Raw genomic sequence first — 18,153 nt, 5'->3', positions numbered from 1 at the left:
CGCTTCAGCCTTCGGATTTGGCGCGGTTGCGCCACAGGAAATAGGCGGTCATCGCTGCCCAGATAAAGGCCAGCGAAAACCAGGTGAGTGCATATTGCAAGTGGTCATTGGCAATGCCCGATATGGTAACGGGCTGCGGCAAGGTCGCGCTGGGATCCACTACGTCCGAGCGCAGCTCGCGCAGGATCACCATTGCCGGTTCTGTGTCCAGCTCTGCCGCCATCGGGGCCACGTCGCGGGCATACCAGATGTTCTTTTCCGTGTCCGGCTCCGGTGTGAACCCGTCCACCTCGACCGGCCAGTGCAGGTTGCCGATCACGGTCGCGAGGCCGGTGGTGCGGGTCTCATCCTTGCGGCTGGCGATGATGAAGCCACGGTCCAGCAGCAGGCGACGACCGCCGTCGGTCACGAAAGGCGCGATAACGCGATAGCCCGCGCCGGTGCCCTGGATCGAGGTCAGAACGTGCAATTCACCCGGCAGGATCTCGCCCTCAAGACGCACAGGCAAGTATTTGTCACGCTCCGGCTCCAGCACCTCGGGCAAGGGGCCGGGGGCATCCGCAATGCGCGCTTCGATGGTGGCCAGGATGTCTTCCTTCCATGCCAGGCGCTGCATCTGCCAGATCCCAAGCGATAACAGCGCCAATAGGCCCAGCCCGCCAACAAGGGATAGAAAGATAAACCGCCGCATCGCGTCCTCATCGCCAATGGAAAAGCGCGCGGAGGAAGCCCCCGCGCGCTGCGTTTCTTACGGGCTGTCTGCGGATTTTGGAACCACAAACCTGTACCCGCTACAATTTCCGGTGTCGCCCGGGTCGGCTTAGTGCGCCAGACCTGCGGTGCCCCAGACGTAGACCGCTACGAAGAGGAACAGCCAGACAACGTCAACGAAGTGCCAGTACCAGGCAGCGGCCTCGAAACCGACGTGCTGCTCGGGGGTGAAGTCACCTTTCAGCGCACGGATAAGGCAGACCGTCAGGAAGATGGTGCCGATGATCACGTGGAAGCCGTGGAAACCGGTGGCCATGAAGAAGTTCGAGTAGAACTCATCAGCCCCGAATTCCCAGCCTTCGTGCAGCAGGTGCGCGTATTCATAGCCCTGCAGGAAGGTGAAGAAGAGGCCCAGAACGATACCGATGGACAGGCCCTGAACCAGCGCCTTGCGGTCGTTGTTGTGCACCAGTGCGTGGTGCGCCCAGGTCACGGCACAGCCGGACAGCAGCAGGACCAGGGTGTTGATCAGCGGCAGGTGGAAGGCATCGACCGGATAGATGTCGGGCTGCACATAGGAGGTGCCGACATAGGTTTCCATCGGGTAGATGGCGTGTTTGAAGAACGACCAGAACCAGGCGAAGAAGAACATCACCTCGGACATCACGAAGAGGATGAAGCCATAACGCAGGCCGATGCGGACCACCGGGGTGTGATCGCCCTGACGGCTTTCGGCCACCACTTCGGACCACCAGGCGAACATGACATAGAGCACCATCGCCAGGCCGCCCCAGAACAGCCATGCCGTGATGCCATGCATCCACAGCACTGCGCCGAACAGCATTGCAAACCCGCCTACGGAGCCCAGAAACGGCCAGATCGACGGCGGCAGAATATGAAAGTCGTGATTTTTAGCATGCGCCATTTAAGTGTCCCTCACCTAGCGGCCTAGTTCGTGGTTATGCCTGCCCCGGCTTTATCACCGGTGTCGAGAGCGGCATAGCCCTCGGGCAGATCGATTTCATAGAACGTGTACGAAAGCGTGATCGTATGCACGTATTTTGCGTCCCGGTCGTTGACGATTTCCGGATCCACAAAGAAGGTCACGGGCATCTGCACCCGCTCCCCCGGTTGCAGCACCTGCTCTGTGAAGCAGAAACAGGCGATTTTCTCAAAGTAGCCACCGGCCGAATAAGGCGTCACGTTATACGCTGCCTGCCCCGCGACGGGGTGGTCGGTTGGATTGTATGCTTCGTAGAAGGCCAGACCGGTCTCGCCGATCTTCAGCTCCATCTCGCGCTGCACCGGTTTGAACTCCCAGGGCATGTCGCGCTCCTTGGAACCGTCAAAGCGCACCGTGATGGTCTGATCCAGCACAGTATCCGCGCCTTGCTCTGCCACGCCGGTGACGCCGCCAAATCCGGTGACCCGGCAGAACCAGTCATAGAAGGGCACCGACGCCCAAGACAGCCCGCCCATCAGCGCGACCACGCCGACCAGTTGCAGAACCGTTTTCTGAGGTCCTTTGATCGCCATCAGCCCTGCCCCGCCTGTGATTGGGTCTGCGGGAATTTGAAGCCGTTCGAGGTGACCTTGACCATGGTCAGAGCCAGCACCAGCACCACAAAGGCGCCCAGCAGCAGGCCAACGCCCATGTTGCGCCCGAGGCGCCGTTTGTGCAGTTCATGTTCCTTGCGCAAAGCCATATTACCAGCCTCCCAGACCATAGGGTTTCAACAGGGCTTCAACGAGAATCGCGCCGAAGTGCAAAAAGAGGTAGAGCAGCGACAGCTTGAAGAAACTGCGCTCAGCCTTGAAATTGTCGGCCTCGCTGTCGTCCTCATCGCGGCGGAAGATCTTCCAGGCGCCGTGCAGGAACAGCGCGTTCAGTACCACGGCCACGGCCAGATAGACCGGACCACCGATGCCCGAGAACCCGGTGCCCACAGCCAGAACCGCCAGCAGGATGGTGTAGACGAGGATATGAACGCGGGTGGCGCGGCGACCGTGGGTCACGGTCAGCATCGGAACGCCCGCATCATCGTAATCCGAGCGCATGAACAGCGCCAGCGCCCAGAAGTGCGGCGGCGTCCACATGAAGGTCAGCGCGAACATCAGCCAGGGTTCAACCGACATGGTGCCGGTGGCGGCGATCCAGCCGATCACTGGCGGGAAGGCCCCGGCGGCACCGCCGATAACGATGTTCTGCGGCGTCGCCCGCTTCAGCCACATGGTGTAGATGACGACGTAAAAGAAGATGGTGAAGGCCAGAAACGCACCGGCAAAGAGGTTCGTCGCCAGTCCCAGCATGATGCAGGAAAGGCCCGAAAGCGCCAGGCCAAGGCTCAGCGCCTCGCCCTTGTCGACCTTGCCTGCGGGAATCGGGCGCGACTTGGTCCGTTTCATCACCTGATCGATATCCGCATCCCACCACATGTTGAGCGCGCCAGAGGCGCCACCACCGATGGCAATGAACAGAATTGCGGCAAATCCGATGACCGGATGCACACCAACCGGAGCAGCCAGCAGGCCGACGAGGGCCGTAAACACGACCAGTGACATCACGCGCGGCTTCAGCAAGGCGAAATAATCGCCAAAGCTGGGCTCGTCTTCGCGGATGGTGCTGGCATTGATGCTTGCGTCGCTCATGTCAGTCTCTTCGGCCACTGAAGGATGGCCGCGCGCGGCGCATCCTCGTTGCATTTAAGATGATGCTATGGGCGCTACCATCGCGGCGCGCCCATGTTCGGGGCCGGACGTTCCGGCCCCTGCGTTAGTCAGTTGGAGGCAACCTGATAGGACTGCGGCAGACCCGCATATTCCTCGATCGCGCCGTCCAGCCATGCGTCATAGGCTTCCTGGCTGACCACTTTTACAGTGATCGGCATATAGGCGTGGTCCTTGCCGCAGAGTTCAGAGCACTGACCGAAGTAGATGCCTTCTTTGGTGGGCTTGAACCACAGTTCAGCCAGACGGCCGGGAACCGCGTCCTGCTTCACGCCAAAGGCAGGCATCGCCCAGGAGTGTATCACGTCGGCGCCGGTCACCTGCATCACGATGGTCTTGCCAACCGGGACAACAACAGCGGTGTCGGTTGCCAGCAGGTACTCGTCCTCGGCATAGCCGTAATCGGCCAGTTCGTCCTTGGCGAGGAGGAAGCTTTCATAGCCAAACTCGTGGTCGACGTATTCATAGCCCCAGTACCACTGGTAACCGGTGACTTTGATGGTGACGTCGGCTTCGGGAATTTCCTGCTGGCGGAACAGTTCCGGCAGCGAGAAGGAGCCGATGAAAACCAGGATCAGGATCGGGATCACGGTCCATGCGATTTCGATCGGAGTGTGGTGGGTGAACTGCGCCGCGTTGGGGTTCGCGCGCTTGTTGAAGCGAACGATTGCGAACAGCAGCAAACCAGCCACAAAAACGCAGATGGCGGTGATGATCACCAGGATCAGCCCGTCCAGCATGTGAATGCCTTCCGCCAGTTCAGTTGCGGCCGGCTGGAAACCCAGACCGCCGTTGGTCGGCTTACCAATGGATTCAAGACCTTCTTGCGCTGTGGCTGGAAGGCTTGAGAGGCCAGCGAAAAGGCCCGAAAGCATCAAAGCATTCTTCATATCGTGTCCTGATCGTTTGATCGCGTTATTAGCTGCTACCGGTAACGTCGCTGGAAAGCTTGATTCCATAAAACGCACCGAACCCGTTGTCTTTGACGCTGCTTAAAATCATATTCCAACGTGCAGATAAAGAGGCAGGCGAGCGGCAAAGCGTCGCTTTCTTGATTTAGATCAAAAAAAACCGCCGTCGCGAAGAGGATTTGAGACATGGAAACCACGGCCTACCGCCCGTTTGAGACCAGCCTCCCCGAGGATGAGGCGCTTGGTGTGCTGCGCAGCGCCACTCAAGGGGCCGACGATGGCGAGATTTTTGCCGAGCGGCGCAAATCGGAGGCGCTCGTGTTTGATGACGGGCGGCTGCGCAGCGCCAGTTACGATGCCTCCGAAGGCTTTGGCTTGCGGGCGGTCAATGGCGATGTGGCGGGCTACGCCCATTCCACCGACGTGTCGATCAGCGCTCTGACCCGCGCCGCGGAAACGGCGCGCCTTGCGGTGGGCGATGGCGGCGGCACCTATGCCGAACCGCCCGCATCTACCAACAGACATCTTTACGCCGACACCGATCCGATCAGTGCCCTGCCCTTTCCGGTGAAGGTCGAGACCCTGCGCGAGATCGACGCATTCGCCCGCGATCTGGATCCCCGGGTGGTTCAGGTCTCGGCGACGCTGGCGGCCTCCTTGCAAGAGGTAGAGATCCTGCGCGCCGACGGGGTGCGGGTGCGCGACGTGCGCCCGATGACCCGGCTCAATGTCTCGGTGATCGTGGAACAGGACGGCCGCCGCGAAAGTGGCTCGGCCGGAGGCGGTGGTCGGGTTGGTCTGGACGGGTTGATTGATCCCGTTAGTTGGCAGGCCAAAGCCCGCGAAGCGCTGCGAATCGCGCTGGTCAATCTCAAAGCAGTGCCTGCACCCGCCGGGGAGATGGAAGTCGTGCTTGGGCCGGGCTGGCCGGGCATCCTCTTGCACGAGGCCATCGGTCACGGTCTTGAGGGCGATTTCAACCGCAAGGGCAGCTCGGCCTTTGCCGGGCTGATGGGGCAGCGGATCGCCTCCCCGGGAGTCACAGTGCTTGACGATGGCACCATCCCGGATCGGCGCGGCTCGATTACGGTCGACGATGAAGGTACCCCCAGCCAGAAAACCACCCTGATCGAAGACGGCATTCTGGTTGGCTTCATGCAGGACCGCCAGAACGCCCGCTTGATGGGGGTTGAGGCCACCGGCAACGGACGCAGGCAAAGCTATGCCCACGCCCCCATGCCGCGGATGACCAACACATATATGATGGGCGGTGATGCCGACCCGGCGGATCTGGTGGCCGGAATCAAGGACGGGATCTGGGCCGTGGGATTCGGCGGCGGGCAGGTGGATATCACCAACGGCAAGTTCGTGTTTTCCTGCACCGAGGCCTACCGCGTGCAGAACGGCAAGGTCGGCGCACCGGTGAAGGGCGCAACCCTGATCGGCGATGGTGCCACCGCGCTGCAGCAGATTCGCGCCCTCGGCAACGACATGGAACTGGATCCCGGCATGGGCAATTGCGGTAAAGCAGGCCAATGGGTACCCGTCGGAGTCGGCCAACCCTCTGTTCTAATGGGGGGACTCACCGTTGGCGGGGCAGCAATCTAAGTAAAGATTCCCCGACCAAACCCTTCGGAGTTGAGCACAAAACGGACCCAACGGTCCGTTTTTTTGCGTGACTGTATCAGAAACTGAATCAGTCTTGCCGCCGAGAAGAGGGCGCCATTCGCGATCGCGCCAACTTTTTTCTTTTAAAAACAAATAGCTATTCAAAGAATTCGAAAATCTTCGGAAAATTAAGGGTCATTCACCACCTGTTAACCCGTCAAGGTTAATTCTAATTGTGCAAACAGGCGGAGCAACGGATGACTGAAGAAGCATATTCTTCCACTCACCCCCCACTCCCACCCACCACGGAAGATCTCCGGCGTTCGTGGCTTCGCCTTTTGCGCTCCAGACGGGTAGGTCCGGCTACATTTTACCGGCTGCTGTCTGAACACGGTTCAGCGCAGAATGCGCTGGAAGCGTTGCCTAAAATGGCACGTTCCGCTGGGCTCAAAGGGTATGAAATATGCCCTTCCGATGCGGTAGACGCCGAAATAAATGTCGCAAAAGCCGCCAAAGCGCGGCTTTTGTGCTTTTCGGATCCTGAATATCCCGCTCCGCTTGCGCACCTGAAAGACGCACCGCCCGCGCTTTGGGCCATTGGCGACCTGTCCTTGCTGCAACGCCCCATGATTGCCATCGTCGGGGCCCGCAATGCCTCCTCCCTCGGGACGCGGATGGCGCGGGCACTGGCGCATGATCTCAGTGCCGTAGGATATGTGGTCGTCTCCGGGCTGGCGCGCGGCGTGGACACCGCCGCGCATCTTGCCGCCCTGCCCTCCGGCACCATTGCCGTCATGGCAGGCGGCGCGGATGTAATTTATCCTTGGGAAAACAACCGTCTGGGCAAGAGCATCGGCGAGCAGGGTCTGATCCTGTCAGAGCAACCCATGGGCCTAGCGCCCCAGGCCCGCCATTTCCCGAAACGCAACAGAATCATTGCCGGTCTGGCCCAGGCCGTTGTGGTGGTCGAGGCCGCAGCCAAATCCGGCAGCCTGATCACCGCCCGCGACGCACTGGATCTGGGCCGCGAGGTGCTGGCGGTTCCTGGCCATCCCTTCGATGCCCGCGCTTCGGGCTGCAACATGCTGATCCGCGACGGTGCGCAATTGGTGCGCAATGCCGCAGACGTGATCGCCGCGCTGCCGCCGGTGGAACAGCCTGCCCCTCTTTCAGGCTCTACCGATCAGCCTGACGCGCCACCTGCCAACGCAGGCCTCGCGGATCTGCCGCCGCCGCCTCCCGAACGGCGAAGCCTGCGCGAAACAGCCGCGCTGCATCAACAGGTTCTGGCTCGTCTTGGCCCCTCTCCCACGCCGGAGGATCAATTGCTGCAGGACCTCTCTGTCGCGCCAAAGGAGCTGTCGTCGGTCCTGACCGAACTGGAACTGGATGGCGCAGTCGACCGCCATCCCGGGGGCATGCTGTCCCGCCCGCCCGGAAGGGACGAGGGATGACGTGGGCCAGCCGATCCGGGCAAGCAACCCGGTCCTCGCAGCTTGCCCCACATGGCGCAAAACATGGTGCAAAGGCAGCGCAACGCATGCGTCCAAAGCCCACGGATTGACAATCTCCCCTTGCGCGCCACATGTTGCCCCGCCATAGAACGCGCAGTATCCGCCCCTCAAGAGGTCCTGAATTTACATGCCAGTTGTTGTCGTCGAATCCCCGGCCAAGGCCAAAACAATCAATAAATACCTGGGCTCTGACTACACTGTGCTGGCGTCTTACGGACACGTCCGTGACCTGCCGCCAAAGGATGGGTCGGTCGATACCGAGCATGAGTTTGACATGAAATGGGAGGTCGGAAACGACAGCCGCAAACACGTCAAGGCCATCGCCGACGCTCTGAAAGAAGACAACGCCCTGATTCTCGCGACTGACCCTGATCGCGAAGGAGAAGCGATCAGCTGGCACCTGCAGGAAGCGCTGACCAAGCGCCGTTCGATCAAGAAGGACACACCGGTGAGCCGCGTGACCTTCAACGCGATCACCAAGGAAGCCGTCGCCGAAGCGATGAAAAACCCGCGTCAGGTGGATATGCCGCTGGTCGAAGCCTATCTGGCCCGCCGCGCGCTGGATTACCTCGTGGGCTTCAACCTGTCGCCGGTGCTGTGGCGCAAACTGCCCGGCGCACGGTCCGCGGGCCGTGTGCAATCGGTCTGCCTGCGTCTGATCGTTGAACGCGAGATGGAGATCGAAGCCTTCAATCGGCGCGAATACTGGTCGGTGAAGGCGCAGCTTTCGACCCCGCGCGGGCAGGAATTCGAAGCGCGCCTGACGGTTCTGGGCGGCGACAAGCTGGATAAATACAGCCTCGCCAACTCCACTGCCGCAGACCTGGCAGTCAAAGCAGTTTCCAGCCGCGACCTGAAGGTGCAATCGGTGGAGGCAAAGCCTGCCTCCCGCAACCCTTCTGCACCCTTCATGACCTCCACCCTGCAGCAGGAAGCCAGCCGCAAGTTCGGCATGGGCGCGCGCCAGTGTATGAACGCGGCCCAGCGCCTTTATGAGGCAGGCTATATCACCTATATGCGGACCGACGGTATCGACATGGCGCCCGAGGCGGTACAGGCCGCCCGCGCCGAGATCGAAACCCGCTATGGCGCCGACTACGTGCCGTCCTCGCCACGCATCTACAAGAACAAGGCCAAGAACGCCCAGGAAGCGCACGAATGTATCCGCCCCACGGATATGAGCCGCGATGCCAAAAGCCTGAAGGTCAGCGAAGAAGAGCAGCGCAAGCTTTATGATCTGATTTGGAAGCGCACGATCGCCTGCCAGATGGAAGGCGCCCGGATGGAGCGCACCACCGTCGATATCGGATCAGGCGACGGTCAGGTGGTGCTGCGCGCCACTGGTCAAGTGGTGCTGTTCGACGGTTTCATGCGCGTCTACGAAGAAGGCCGCGACGATGTGGTGGACGAGGACGACAAGCGCCTGCCGCAAATCATGAACGGCGAAAACGTCAGCTTTGCCTCCTCGCTGGCAGCGCAGGCAGAAAAAGCAGGCAAGGACGCCGCGATCCTGTCGGAGAACGCCGCCGTTCTGGGCCTGCAGCACCACACCCAGCCGCCACCGCGCTATACCGAGGCGACGCTGGTCAAGAAGATGGAAGAACTGGGCATCGGCCGTCCGTCGACCTATGCCAGCGTGATCACCACGATCCAGGACCGCGAATACGTCCGCAAGGAAAAGAACCGCCTGTTCCCCGAGGACAAGGGCCGGATCGTCACCATCTTCCTACTGAACTTCTTCAAACGCTACGTGGAATACGATTTCACCGCAGCGCTGGAGGAACAGCTGGATGACGTCAGCGCCGGTGAGGCCGATTACAAGGACATCCTGAGCAATTTCTGGCGCGACTTCTCTGCTGCGATTGCCGAGACATCGGATCTGCGGATTTCCGAGGTGCTGGATGTGCTGGACGATGCGCTGGCGCCGCAGCTCTACCCGCCGCGCGAAGATGGCACCGACCCGCGCATCTGCCCCAAATGCGGCGCGGGCCAGCTGCATCTGAAAACCTCGCGCACCGGCGGTTTTGTCGGCTGCGGCAACTACCCGGAATGCAACTACACCCGCCCGATCTCTGGCGAAGGCGCCGAAGGCTATGAGCGGGTGCTGGGCGAGGATGACGGTGACGAGATCCACCTGAAATCCGGCCGCTTTGGCCCCTATGTCCAGCGCGGCGAGGCCACGCCGGAAAACAAGAAGCCGCCACGCTCATCCCTGCCAAAACAGGGCCGCGATTATCTGCCGGGCTGGGGCCCGAACGAGATCACTCTGGAGCAAGCCGTAACGCTGCTGACCCTGCCGCGCCAGATCGGGGAACACCCCGATGGCGGCACGATCGCCTCGAACCTTGGCCGGTTCGGCCCTTACATCATGCACCAGCGCCCGGATGAAGAAAAACCGGTTTACGTGAACCTGAAAGAGACGCTGGATGTCTTTGAAATCGGGATGAACCGGGCGGTGGAAATGCTGGCCGAGAAACGCGCCAACCCGGGCCGTGGCCGCCGCGCTGCTGCCAAGCCGCTGAAGGAATTGGGCGAACACCCCGAAAGCGGCGGCGCCATCAGCATCATGGACGGTCGTTATGGGCCTTACGTCAAATGGGAGAAGGTGAACGCCACCCTGCCCAAGGACGTAGAGCCCAAGGATGTTACCGTGGAAATGGCGGTGCAGCTGATCGCCGACAAAGCGGGCAAGACCAAGAAGAAAGCCCCGGCGAAAAAGGCCGCGCCCAAGAAGGCCGCTGCAAAGAAAACCACTGCCAAGAAACCTGCGGCGAAAAAGACAGCCAGCAGGAAGACCGCAGCCAAAGACGCAGGCGACAGCTAGGCTCGACCTTCGCCACACATGACCACCCTTGCCCGGCCAGAAACCGTTGGGCCCGGCGCCGCTGACGCGGCGCGGTCCGGGCTGGCCATCTTTGCACACCCCAAATTCAAGCTCGTCCAGGCGGTATTCTAGGTTCAGCGCCTAGGCGCGATCCCACAGCATGCCTGGCGAAGCCTCCCAAGCGGCTGGGTTCGCCAGAGGCGGCCGTTTGTTACGCCGGTGACGCCGGACGAGGTTCGCAGCCGCAGCGCCGGAAATGCAGGGTCTGGCGGCACTTGGCGCGGGCTGTCCCTGCATCAGAAACGGCAGGCGTTTTCGCAGGCTGGCGCGGTTTTCCGGCGACAGGCCTGCCAGTGCGATGGGGCCCGGTAGAAAACTCTCGACCGGCGCGCCTTCGGCGAAGAGGATTTCGTGCCGTTTGAGCATCAGGTGCCAGTAGTGATGCCTCGCTTGTACCACCGGCTGGGTGACGCCCGGCAGATCGATCATCTTCGTTGCCGGGACAAAGACCTGATCCGTTCCAAACATCCGGCCTGCAATGGGCGAGTCGAACAAAACCCGGTGCTGCGGCGACAGATAGAGATCGCGTTCCGGAAATCCCGCACCCAGCGCCTTTTCCCGAAGCCGGATCGGGGAGGTCCGCCGCCCCGCTGACACGGTTTCCTGCCCCAGCCAGATCAGGGGTTGAAACCCATGATCCAGCGTTTCCACGAGATCGCCGACCGACAGGCGCTCCACCGGGACCTCCCCGGCCGCTGCGCGTATCCGCGTTCCTTCAAGGAAGCAGACAACAAAAGCATCGGCTTCGCGGTCGACATAGGCATGGGTGCCCGCGTCATTAACGATGCCGGTGAACGTCATCGAGCGAATGCCGCCATCATTCAGCACATCGTTTTTGGCCGACCCCACCAGGAAGGGCGCCAGAAAGGTGCGCCCGGACATATCCTGCAGCAACAGAATCTCGGCCGCGGCTGTGGAGCCGTCATTGAAGACGAGATCGACTTGGTAATCGATGACACTGTCGAGCCCCGACGCGATGCCATCAAAGATCACATCTTCGGGAGACCAGCCGTAATCATTGCTGGAAACCGCACCGTCACCGCTTGGATCATCGAGAGTGAGATAGTCCAACTGCTGATACAAGGGAGATCCAGCAGAGCCGAAGGTCATGCCCACCAGCGCGGCCGCATTCTCGGCCACCGCATCCTGTTCGTCAGGATCCAGATCGGCCATAGCCCCCAGATTGATAACTTCGATTGTTTTCTGAGCCAATACAGGGCTCCTACACGCAACATATTCAACTATTCCAACATTAGCCCAACAACTCTTAACATTCCCCTTTCCGGAAACCCGTTTCGCTGAGCATCATTGACAGTAGGTCCTGGCACGGCCATGCCACGGGACACCGGTGGTCACGGCGTCGGTCATGGGAACCTGGCTCCGTAGAAATACGCGTTTTTCTCCGTATTATTGACTCTGCCGACGCCGAGGCGCAGAACCCTCTCCAATAGGCAGTTTAGGGAGAACTCCGTGAAAAAAGTCTACTCCAACGCCGCCGAAGCGCTTGACGGGCTGCTTCATGACGGCATGTTCATCGCCGCCGGGGGCTTTGGCCTCTGCGGTATTCCAGAGCTTCTGCTGGACGCGATCAAAGACGCCGGCACCAAGGATCTGACCTTCGCCTCCAACAACGCGGGCGTTGATGATTTTGGCATCGGCATCCTGCTGCAGACCAAGCAGGTGAAAAAGATGATCTCTTCCTACGTGGGTGAGAACGCCGAATTCATGCGCCAGTACCTGTCCGGAGAGCTGGAGCTGGAATTCAACCCGCAGGGCACCCTGGCCGAGCGCATGCGCGCAGGCGGCGCGGGCATCCCCGGCTTCTTCACCAAGACCGGCGTGGGCACCGTGATTGCCGAAGGCAAGTTCGAAAAGCAGTTCCCGACCGGACCGGATGGCGCCATGCAGGACTACATCATGGAAGAGGGCATCTTTGCCGATCTCGCCATCGTGAAAGCCTGGAAAGCGGACGAAACCGGCAACCTGGTGTTCCGCAAGACCGCGCGTAACTTCAACGTGCCCGCCGCCACCTGCGGCAAGGTCTGCGTTGTCGAGGTCGAGGAAATCGTGCCCACTGGCAGCCTTGACCCTGATCACATCCACCTGCCCGGTATCTATGTGCACCGCATCATCCAGGGCGAGCACGAAAAGCGCATCGAACAGCGCACCGTTCGTCAGAAGGAGACCGCATAATGGCTTGGGATCGCAATCAGATGGCCGCACGCGCGGCACAGGAGCTGCAGGACGGCTGGTATGTGAACCTCGGCATCGGTATCCCGACGCTGGTGTCGAACTACATCCCCGAAGGCGTCGAGGTGACGCTGCAATCCGAGAACGGCATGCTGGGCATGGGCCCCTTCCCCTACGAGGGTGACGAGGATCCCGACCTGATCAACGCCGGTAAACAGACCATCACCGAGCTGCCGCAGACCGCATTCTTCGACTCGGCACAATCCTTTGCCATGATCCGTGGCGGCAAGATCGCCATGGCGATCCTGGGCGCGATGGAAGTGGCGGAAAACGGCGATCTGGCCAACTGGATGATCCCCGGCAAGCTGGTCAAAGGCATGGGCGGCGCGATGGATCTGGTCGCAGGCGTTGGTCGCGTGGTCGTGGTCATGGACCACACCAACAAGCACGGCGACAGCAAGGTTCTGAAGGCCTGCACCCTGCCGCTGACCGGCAAGGGCGTCGTGGACCGCATTATCACCGGTCTGGGCGTTCTGGACGTGGTCGAAGGTGGCCTGAAGATCGTTGAGCTGGCCGAAGGCGTCACCGAAGAAGAACTGCGCGCCGCAACCGAGGCGACCATCGTCAACTGATTGTTTAGCGACAGCAGAAACAAAAAAGGCCCGCCTGATACATTAGGCGGGCCTTCTTTTTGGCCGAAGCGGGTGCAGGACCTCGAAATCACCCGCGCCGTGCCAGAGGCGTACATACTTACGCTGTGCCCACAGGAGATGACGGCCTGCAGCAGCGATGTAGCGCCCATGTCCTCGCCATGAACAATGTCGATGGCAAAGGCATTACGGCAGTGAAACAGGCGGAGGCTGATATCATCCCGGCCCCCACCCTGTCAGTTGTTGATACGATCGAGAAAGCTCAGCATCTTCCCGGCGATTTCGTGACCCTTTTCCTGCAGGGCGAAATGGCCGGTGTTCAGCAAGTGAAACTCCAGATCGGTAAGATCGCGTTTATAGGGGTGCGCCCCTTCCTCGGGGCAGATCTGATCATTGGCGCCCCAGACCAACAGCGCGGGGGGCTGGTGTTCGCGAAACAGTGCCTGCCACTTGGGGTACTCACTCAGGTTCGAGCCATAATCGAGGAACATTTCCAGCTGCACCTCCTGGTTGCCCGGGCGGTCCAGCAGATACTGGGCGTGCCAGAAATGGTCCGGGCTGACGCTGGCGGGGTTCTCTGCCCCATGGGTGAACTGCCATTTGGTGGCATCAAGGGTCAGAAAGCCGCGCAGCGCATCGCCGTTCTCCGGGCTGGGATCGGCCCAATAGGCGCGCATCGGCCCCCAGAATTCCCTTAGCCCCTCTTCATAGGCATTGGCGTTCTGGATGATGAAACCCGAGACCCGCGCCGGATCCTCGGCGAACATGCGAAACCCAACCGGCGCGCCATAATCGGTCATATAGACCGCGTAATTCTTCACGCCCTTCTGGTCCAGAAGCTGCGTCACCAGATCCGCCGTATTGGCAAAGCTGTAGTCATAGTCGGCAGCAAGCGGCATGTCCGAGGCGCCAAACCCGGGATAATCCGGCGCGATCACATGATACTCCTGCGCCAGCACCGGGATCAGGTCACGGAACATATAGGAAGAACTGGGGAACCCGTGCAGCAGCAACACCGTCGGGTTCCTGGGATCACCTGCCTCACGATAGGCAATCGTGAGGCCCTCGATCATTTGCGAGGAAAAGGCGGTCTCAGGCATCGTGGATGCCTGAGCCGACGGCGCCACCGCAGGAGAGAGCGTCAGCGCCGCCGTAACAAGGGCTGAATTCAGCATGTTCATCGGGTCGAATGTCATATCAATTTACCTCGTAACAGAACGTACTGCAGCCAGCAGAAACGGAATGGCTGCCTTCAGACCTTCTGGCCTGCTTTCAGTCTTTCATTCTCCGCTTTGAGCTGGGCCAGCTGGCTGCGCAGGGGGGCCAGGTGGGGCTCCAGCTCCTCCAGCGTCAGACGCTCGGGGATGTGGCTGGGGCAATTCCAGTCAAAGGCTTCCAGATGGATCAGGATGGCCCGCTCAGGCGCAGCGCGCGCGCCGGTCGGGAACAAGCCATCCGTGGCCTCTGCACCTTCGATGATTTCAACCGTGCCCCAGATCTTCAGCCGCCGCCGGTTCGGGTAATCCATCAGGATCATCGCGAGACGGGCGTTGTCGGTCAGGTTGCCAAGCGAGATATACTGCTTGTTGCCGCTGAAATCGGCATAGGCGATGGTCTTTTCGTCCACCACTTTCAGGAAACCGCGCGGTCCACCCCGGAACTGGACGTAGGGCCAGCCGGTTTCCGAAACGGTTGCCTGATAGAAGCCGTCGCGCTCGGCGATAAAGGCGGCTTCGGCGACGCCGATCCGATCGCCGGAGCGTTCCGGGGTTTCCAGCAGGCGCCCATAGGCACGGGCAGACCCCTGCCGCTTCTGATGCTCACGCACGGATTCGGTAAAGGCAATTTCTGCAAAGGCACGGGGCATGGTTGCTCTCGCTTTCTTAGGACTGAACGGGCAGATCAGAGACCGAGGTCAGACAGACCGGGGTGATCATCGGGGCGACGGCCCAGCGGCCAGTGGAATAGACGCTCGTCTTCGCTGATCGGCTTGTCATTGATCGAGGCGATGCGGCGCTGCATGCGGCCGTCTTCGGCGAATTCCCAGTTTTCGTTGCCATAGGCCCGGTACCACTGGCCGCTATCATCGCGCCATTCATAGGCAAACCGCACGGCAATGCGGTTGTCGGTATAGGCCCAGAGTTCCTTGATCAGGCGGTATTCCAGCTCACGCGACCACTTGCGGGTCAGCAGGGCGCGAATTTCATCGTGGCCGGTAACGAATTCGGCGCGGTTCCGCCAGGGGCAGTTATCGGTATAGGCCGGTGCAACGATCTGAGGATCGCGGGTGTTCCAGCCATCTTCGGCAAGGCGCACCTTCTTTTTGGCGCTGGCTTCGTCGAAAGGCGGCAAGGGGGGACGGGTCATTCGGCGTGTCCTTTGGTCTTCATTTGGTTCGGAGGAGGAGAAGGTAAGGAAACCCCGGCCAGGGGGAGGCTTGGCCGGGGTTTATTGAGGGCGGCACCAATCAGTCGGCGGCCACCTTCAAGGCGAAAGCCGGGGTGTTGGCCTTCGCCACATGGGCAGCCACCGGGGCAGCCACATGAACGGTAAAAAGGGTTGCGAGAGCGGCAGCGCGGCTCGGCGCCATGACGCCATTGGCGGGGTCAGACGGAAGGGAAAGAACGGTAGCTTCCGGCGGTGGGGGCGCTAGCATCGCCACGGCAATACCTGCGGTCAGAACAACGGGAGCCAAAGGGGATCGCATGGGGCTGAATAGTCGTTTCATCTGCGCCTCCACTGCTGCGCTTGCTTAACTGTACTGATCGGTAAATCTTGAACTCAAAGTGTACTGATCGGTACCCTTTTGCAATTCATTTTTTGTGATGTCCATTGAACGAATTCGTGAACACGATCTCAATCCTATGAAATTGTTCACTTTAATGTGTCGCAGTTGCCAACGCTGCACCTGCAAACTATGTACAGATCGGTACACAAAGAGACGAATCATGCGCCCAAACAAGCGAGACGAGCTGGTCCGAAAGGCCCTTGATGTATTTTACCGGAACGGGTTTCACGCCACCGGCATGGACAAGCTGGTGAGCGAAACCGGTGTGTCGAAGACATCGATGTACAAACACTTCCGCACCAAGGAGGATCTGATCCTCGCGGTGCTGCGCCTTCGGGATGAAAACTTCCGCCACTGGCTTTATCGCCGCATCGAAGAGCTGAGCGACACGCCGAAAGGACAGATGCTGGCGTTGTTCGACGCGCTTTCGGAATGGTTCACCAAGCCCGAGTTTCGTGGCTGCATGTTCATCAAGGCCAGCGCCGAGTTCCAGGAGATCAACCACCCGATCCACGCCCAGTCGGCCGCGCACAAGCAGATCCTGCAGGACCATTTTTCCGAAATCGCAGAGGCCGCCGACGCCAATGATCCCCGGCTGCTGGCCCGTCAGCTGCTGCTGCTGAAAGAAGGCGCAATCGTCTCGGCAGTGCTGGCGCGCGGCGGCGGGCTGGCCGGAGACCCCGCTGCGGACGCCAAAGAGGCCGCGCGCGGGCTGATTGATCTGCAGATCCCCTCAACCTGACACCTGCCCGGTTGTTCAACCGGTCATTCAAACCGGCGGAAAACGCAGCCGTCGGTGATCAACTCAGGCGGCGTCATGCACAGGCTGCGGGCCACCTGATAGGCCGCCAGCACCTTTGGCACGTAGTCCCGCGTTTCCGGAAAGGGCGGCACGCCCTGATGGCTGCGCACCGCGCCCTCGCCCGCGTTATATCCGGCCAGGGCCAGAACCGCGTCGTTTTCAAATTCCTGCATCAGCCAATCGAGGTATTTGACGCCCCCCGCGATATTCTGCGGCGCCTCGAAGGCATCGGTGACCCCAAATCGGATGGCGGTGTCCGGCATCAACTGCATCAGCCCCTGCGCCCCGGCCGAGCTTTGCGCATCTACCCGCCCCTCGCTTTCCACCGCGATCACCGCCAGAGCCAGCGCCGGAGAGACCCGTGTGCCCACACTGGACAAAAGGATCGGCGTGCCTTGCGCTACAACGATGTCCTGCAGCAGCTGCAGCCGCGGCGCAGCAACGCCACCTGTGCCCCCGGGTGAGGAAAGCGCGGCGATGGCAAGCTCCAGACGTGCAGCGCCGGTTGTCGCCCCCAGTTCCGGCGCAACCTGCTCCCAGAACCACTCATAGCGCCCCGGCTGGATCTCTCCGTCCGCTTCGCCGGTCGCCACCGCTTGCGCTGGGGGCGCCTCTGCATTTGGTTCGATTTGCACGGTGATGCGCGGCCCTGCCCCGGGTTGCGGCGGCTTGACCCGCTTTGCCTCGAAGTCAGGAAAAGGTTCAGGCGCCTGTTCCGCGCTTACGGGAAAGGCAAGCCAAAGGGAAAACCACACCGCAACAGCGGCACGAAAACGACGAATGGTCATGGGACTATTCAAAATCCTGTGAAGCGCTCAGCTTTTGGGTCTCAAGACTCGGTGAAATCCCCACCCGAATCCAGTCCACAGGTTCAGAATCTGGCATATTCGCCATATTTACAGGGGCCTGCCGCGCAAAAGCCACGCAGGTTTACACCTCATAAAGACTTAAATTCTTTAATTTCAGAGCTTTGCTAAATTTCTTTAAAAATCATTAAATTTTGACTGCCTTTCCGGTTTTCGGCCCAAATGCTGCCACGCTCACCCGGCTATATGTATTCATCCAAGCCGGACAGGGTCGGTGAGAGAGAGAGACAGACCCACACAACGGACGGCGGGATAGTGCAAATTCAGTGATCCTTTGGAGGGACATAACCATGATCAAGTTCATCAAAAACTTCCGTAAAGACGACTCTGGCGCCGTGACCGTTGACTGGGTTGTTCTGACCGCAGCCGTTGCCGCCCTGGCAGGCGCTGTCTACACGGCAATCGAAACCGGTTCGGGCAACCTGACCACCGCAACCAGCACCTTCCTGACCGAAAAAGGCACCACCGTTGGCACCGCAGGCCAGTAATTAGTCTTAGGACA

The 18,153-nt window shown here is 60.5% G+C and carries 19 protein-coding genes; 7 read left to right on the top strand and 12 right to left on the bottom strand.

Translation table 11 applies throughout. The features are described 5' to 3' along the window. Positions 1-4: 4 nt before the first annotated feature. The 6 genes from SM765_RS07430 to coxB form a co-directional block, all read right to left on the bottom strand. Entirely contained in the window at positions 5-691 is a 687-nt protein-coding gene (locus SM765_RS07430; RefSeq protein WP_274827758.1) for an SURF1 family protein, read from the bottom strand. A 129-nt stretch (positions 692-820) separates the two neighbouring features. Next, positions 821-1,636 carry a cytochrome c oxidase subunit 3 gene (locus SM765_RS07425; RefSeq protein WP_065272707.1) on the bottom strand — a complete coding sequence of 272 codons (816 nt, stop codon included), beginning with the start codon at positions 1,634-1,636 and terminating at the stop codon, positions 821-823. A gap of 23 nt (positions 1,637-1,659) precedes the next feature. Then, complete coding sequence (locus SM765_RS07420) at positions 1,660-2,247, bottom strand: cytochrome c oxidase assembly protein (protein ID WP_065272706.1); 588 nt, start codon at positions 2,245-2,247, stop codon at positions 1,660-1,662. Then, positions 2,247-2,417, bottom strand: a complete 171-nt coding sequence (locus tag SM765_RS07415) for a cytochrome c oxidase system small membrane protein (RefSeq protein ID WP_065272705.1) — start codon at positions 2,415-2,417, stop codon at positions 2,247-2,249. Before SM765_RS07415 ends, SM765_RS07420 begins: the two co-directional genes overlap by 1 nt. 1 nt (position 2,418) lies before the next feature. Beyond that, complete coding sequence (cyoE, locus tag SM765_RS07410) at positions 2,419-3,360, bottom strand: heme o synthase (protein ID WP_065273732.1); 942 nt, start codon at positions 3,358-3,360, stop codon at positions 2,419-2,421. Between the two features lie 128 nt (positions 3,361-3,488). Next, a complete protein-coding gene (gene coxB, locus SM765_RS07405) occupies positions 3,489-4,328 on the bottom strand; it encodes a cytochrome c oxidase subunit II (RefSeq protein WP_065272704.1) in 840 nt (279 codons plus the stop codon). A gap of 207 nt (positions 4,329-4,535) precedes the next feature. On the opposite strand from coxB, the gene tldD reads away from it, so the two are divergent. The 3 genes from tldD to topA all read left to right on the top strand — a co-directional run bounded on the left by tldD (position 4,536) and on the right by topA (position 10,295). Next, on the top strand, positions 4,536-5,957 hold the full coding sequence (gene tldD / locus SM765_RS07400) for a metalloprotease TldD (RefSeq protein ID WP_274827757.1): 1,422 nt from the start codon (positions 4,536-4,538) through the stop codon (positions 5,955-5,957). Positions 5,958-6,214: 257 nt separating this feature from the next. Continuing rightward, entirely contained in the window at positions 6,215-7,411 is a 1,197-nt protein-coding gene (dprA, locus tag SM765_RS07395) for a DNA-processing protein DprA (RefSeq protein WP_274837652.1), read from the top strand. A 187-nt stretch (positions 7,412-7,598) separates the two neighbouring features. Further along, positions 7,599-10,295 (top strand): type I DNA topoisomerase, encoded by a 2,697-nt coding sequence (gene topA, locus SM765_RS07390; RefSeq protein WP_274837651.1) that lies wholly within the window; start codon positions 7,599-7,601, stop codon positions 10,293-10,295. Positions 10,296-10,436: 141 nt separating this feature from the next. Here topA and SM765_RS07385 read toward each other — a convergent pair whose 3' ends face one another. Then, the gene (locus SM765_RS07385; protein WP_274831294.1) at positions 10,437-11,567 is read right to left on the bottom strand and encodes a Hint domain-containing protein; all 1,131 of its coding nucleotides are present in this window, start codon (positions 11,565-11,567) and stop codon (positions 10,437-10,439) included. A gap of 258 nt (positions 11,568-11,825) precedes the next feature. Here SM765_RS07385 and SM765_RS07380 point away from each other — a divergent pair, with 258 nt between their 5' ends. Beyond that, positions 11,826-12,548 carry a CoA transferase subunit A gene (locus SM765_RS07380; RefSeq protein WP_065272699.1) on the top strand — a complete coding sequence of 241 codons (723 nt, stop codon included), beginning with the start codon at positions 11,826-11,828 and terminating at the stop codon, positions 12,546-12,548. After that, positions 12,548-13,177 (top strand): 3-oxoacid CoA-transferase subunit B, encoded by a 630-nt coding sequence (locus tag SM765_RS07375; RefSeq protein ID WP_065272698.1) that lies wholly within the window; start codon positions 12,548-12,550, stop codon positions 13,175-13,177. Before SM765_RS07380 ends, SM765_RS07375 begins: the two co-directional genes overlap by 1 nt. Positions 13,178-13,431: 254 nt before the next feature. On the opposite strand, the gene SM765_RS07370 is transcribed toward SM765_RS07375, so the two are convergent. The 4 genes from SM765_RS07370 to SM765_RS07355 all read right to left on the bottom strand — a co-directional run bounded on the left by SM765_RS07370 (position 13,432) and on the right by SM765_RS07355 (position 15,923). Further along, positions 13,432-14,391, bottom strand: coding sequence for an alpha/beta fold hydrolase (locus SM765_RS07370; RefSeq protein WP_274837650.1), 960 nt, complete (start codon positions 14,389-14,391; stop codon positions 13,432-13,434). Between the two features lie 56 nt (positions 14,392-14,447). Then, the gene (locus SM765_RS07365) at positions 14,448-15,062 is read right to left on the bottom strand and encodes a pyridoxamine 5'-phosphate oxidase family protein (protein WP_065272697.1); all 615 of its coding nucleotides are present in this window, start codon (positions 15,060-15,062) and stop codon (positions 14,448-14,450) included. 35 nt (positions 15,063-15,097) lie between these two features. Beyond that, entirely contained in the window at positions 15,098-15,562 is a 465-nt protein-coding gene (locus SM765_RS07360) for a nuclear transport factor 2 family protein (protein WP_065272696.1), read from the bottom strand. 100 nt (positions 15,563-15,662) lie between these two features. Beyond that, a complete protein-coding gene (locus tag SM765_RS07355; RefSeq protein WP_133245351.1) occupies positions 15,663-15,923 on the bottom strand; it encodes a hypothetical protein in 261 nt (86 codons plus the stop codon). A gap of 220 nt (positions 15,924-16,143) precedes the next feature. Between SM765_RS07355 and SM765_RS07350 the strand changes: the two genes are divergently transcribed. Further along, positions 16,144-16,725 (top strand): TetR/AcrR family transcriptional regulator, encoded by a 582-nt coding sequence (locus tag SM765_RS07350; protein WP_065272695.1) that lies wholly within the window; start codon positions 16,144-16,146, stop codon positions 16,723-16,725. Between the two features lie 23 nt (positions 16,726-16,748). Here SM765_RS07350 and SM765_RS07345 read toward each other — a convergent pair whose 3' ends face one another. Beyond that, positions 16,749-17,573 carry a lytic transglycosylase domain-containing protein gene (locus SM765_RS07345; RefSeq protein ID WP_274837649.1) on the bottom strand — a complete coding sequence of 275 codons (825 nt, stop codon included), beginning with the start codon at positions 17,571-17,573 and terminating at the stop codon, positions 16,749-16,751. A 368-nt stretch (positions 17,574-17,941) separates the two neighbouring features. On the opposite strand from SM765_RS07345, the gene SM765_RS07340 reads away from it, so the two are divergent. Further along, positions 17,942-18,139, top strand: a complete 198-nt coding sequence (locus SM765_RS07340; RefSeq protein WP_274837648.1) for a hypothetical protein — start codon at positions 17,942-17,944, stop codon at positions 18,137-18,139. Positions 18,140-18,153: the final 14 nt, after the last annotated feature.

The sequence above is a fragment of the Pseudophaeobacter sp. 1A09344 genome, assembly GCF_041008745.1.
GTDB classification, from domain to species: Bacteria; Pseudomonadota; Alphaproteobacteria; order Rhodobacterales; family Rhodobacteraceae; genus Phycobacter; species Phycobacter gallaeciensis_A.
Note: the sequence above shows the minus strand (reverse complement) of the source record. Positions and strands in the feature narration are given on the sequence as shown.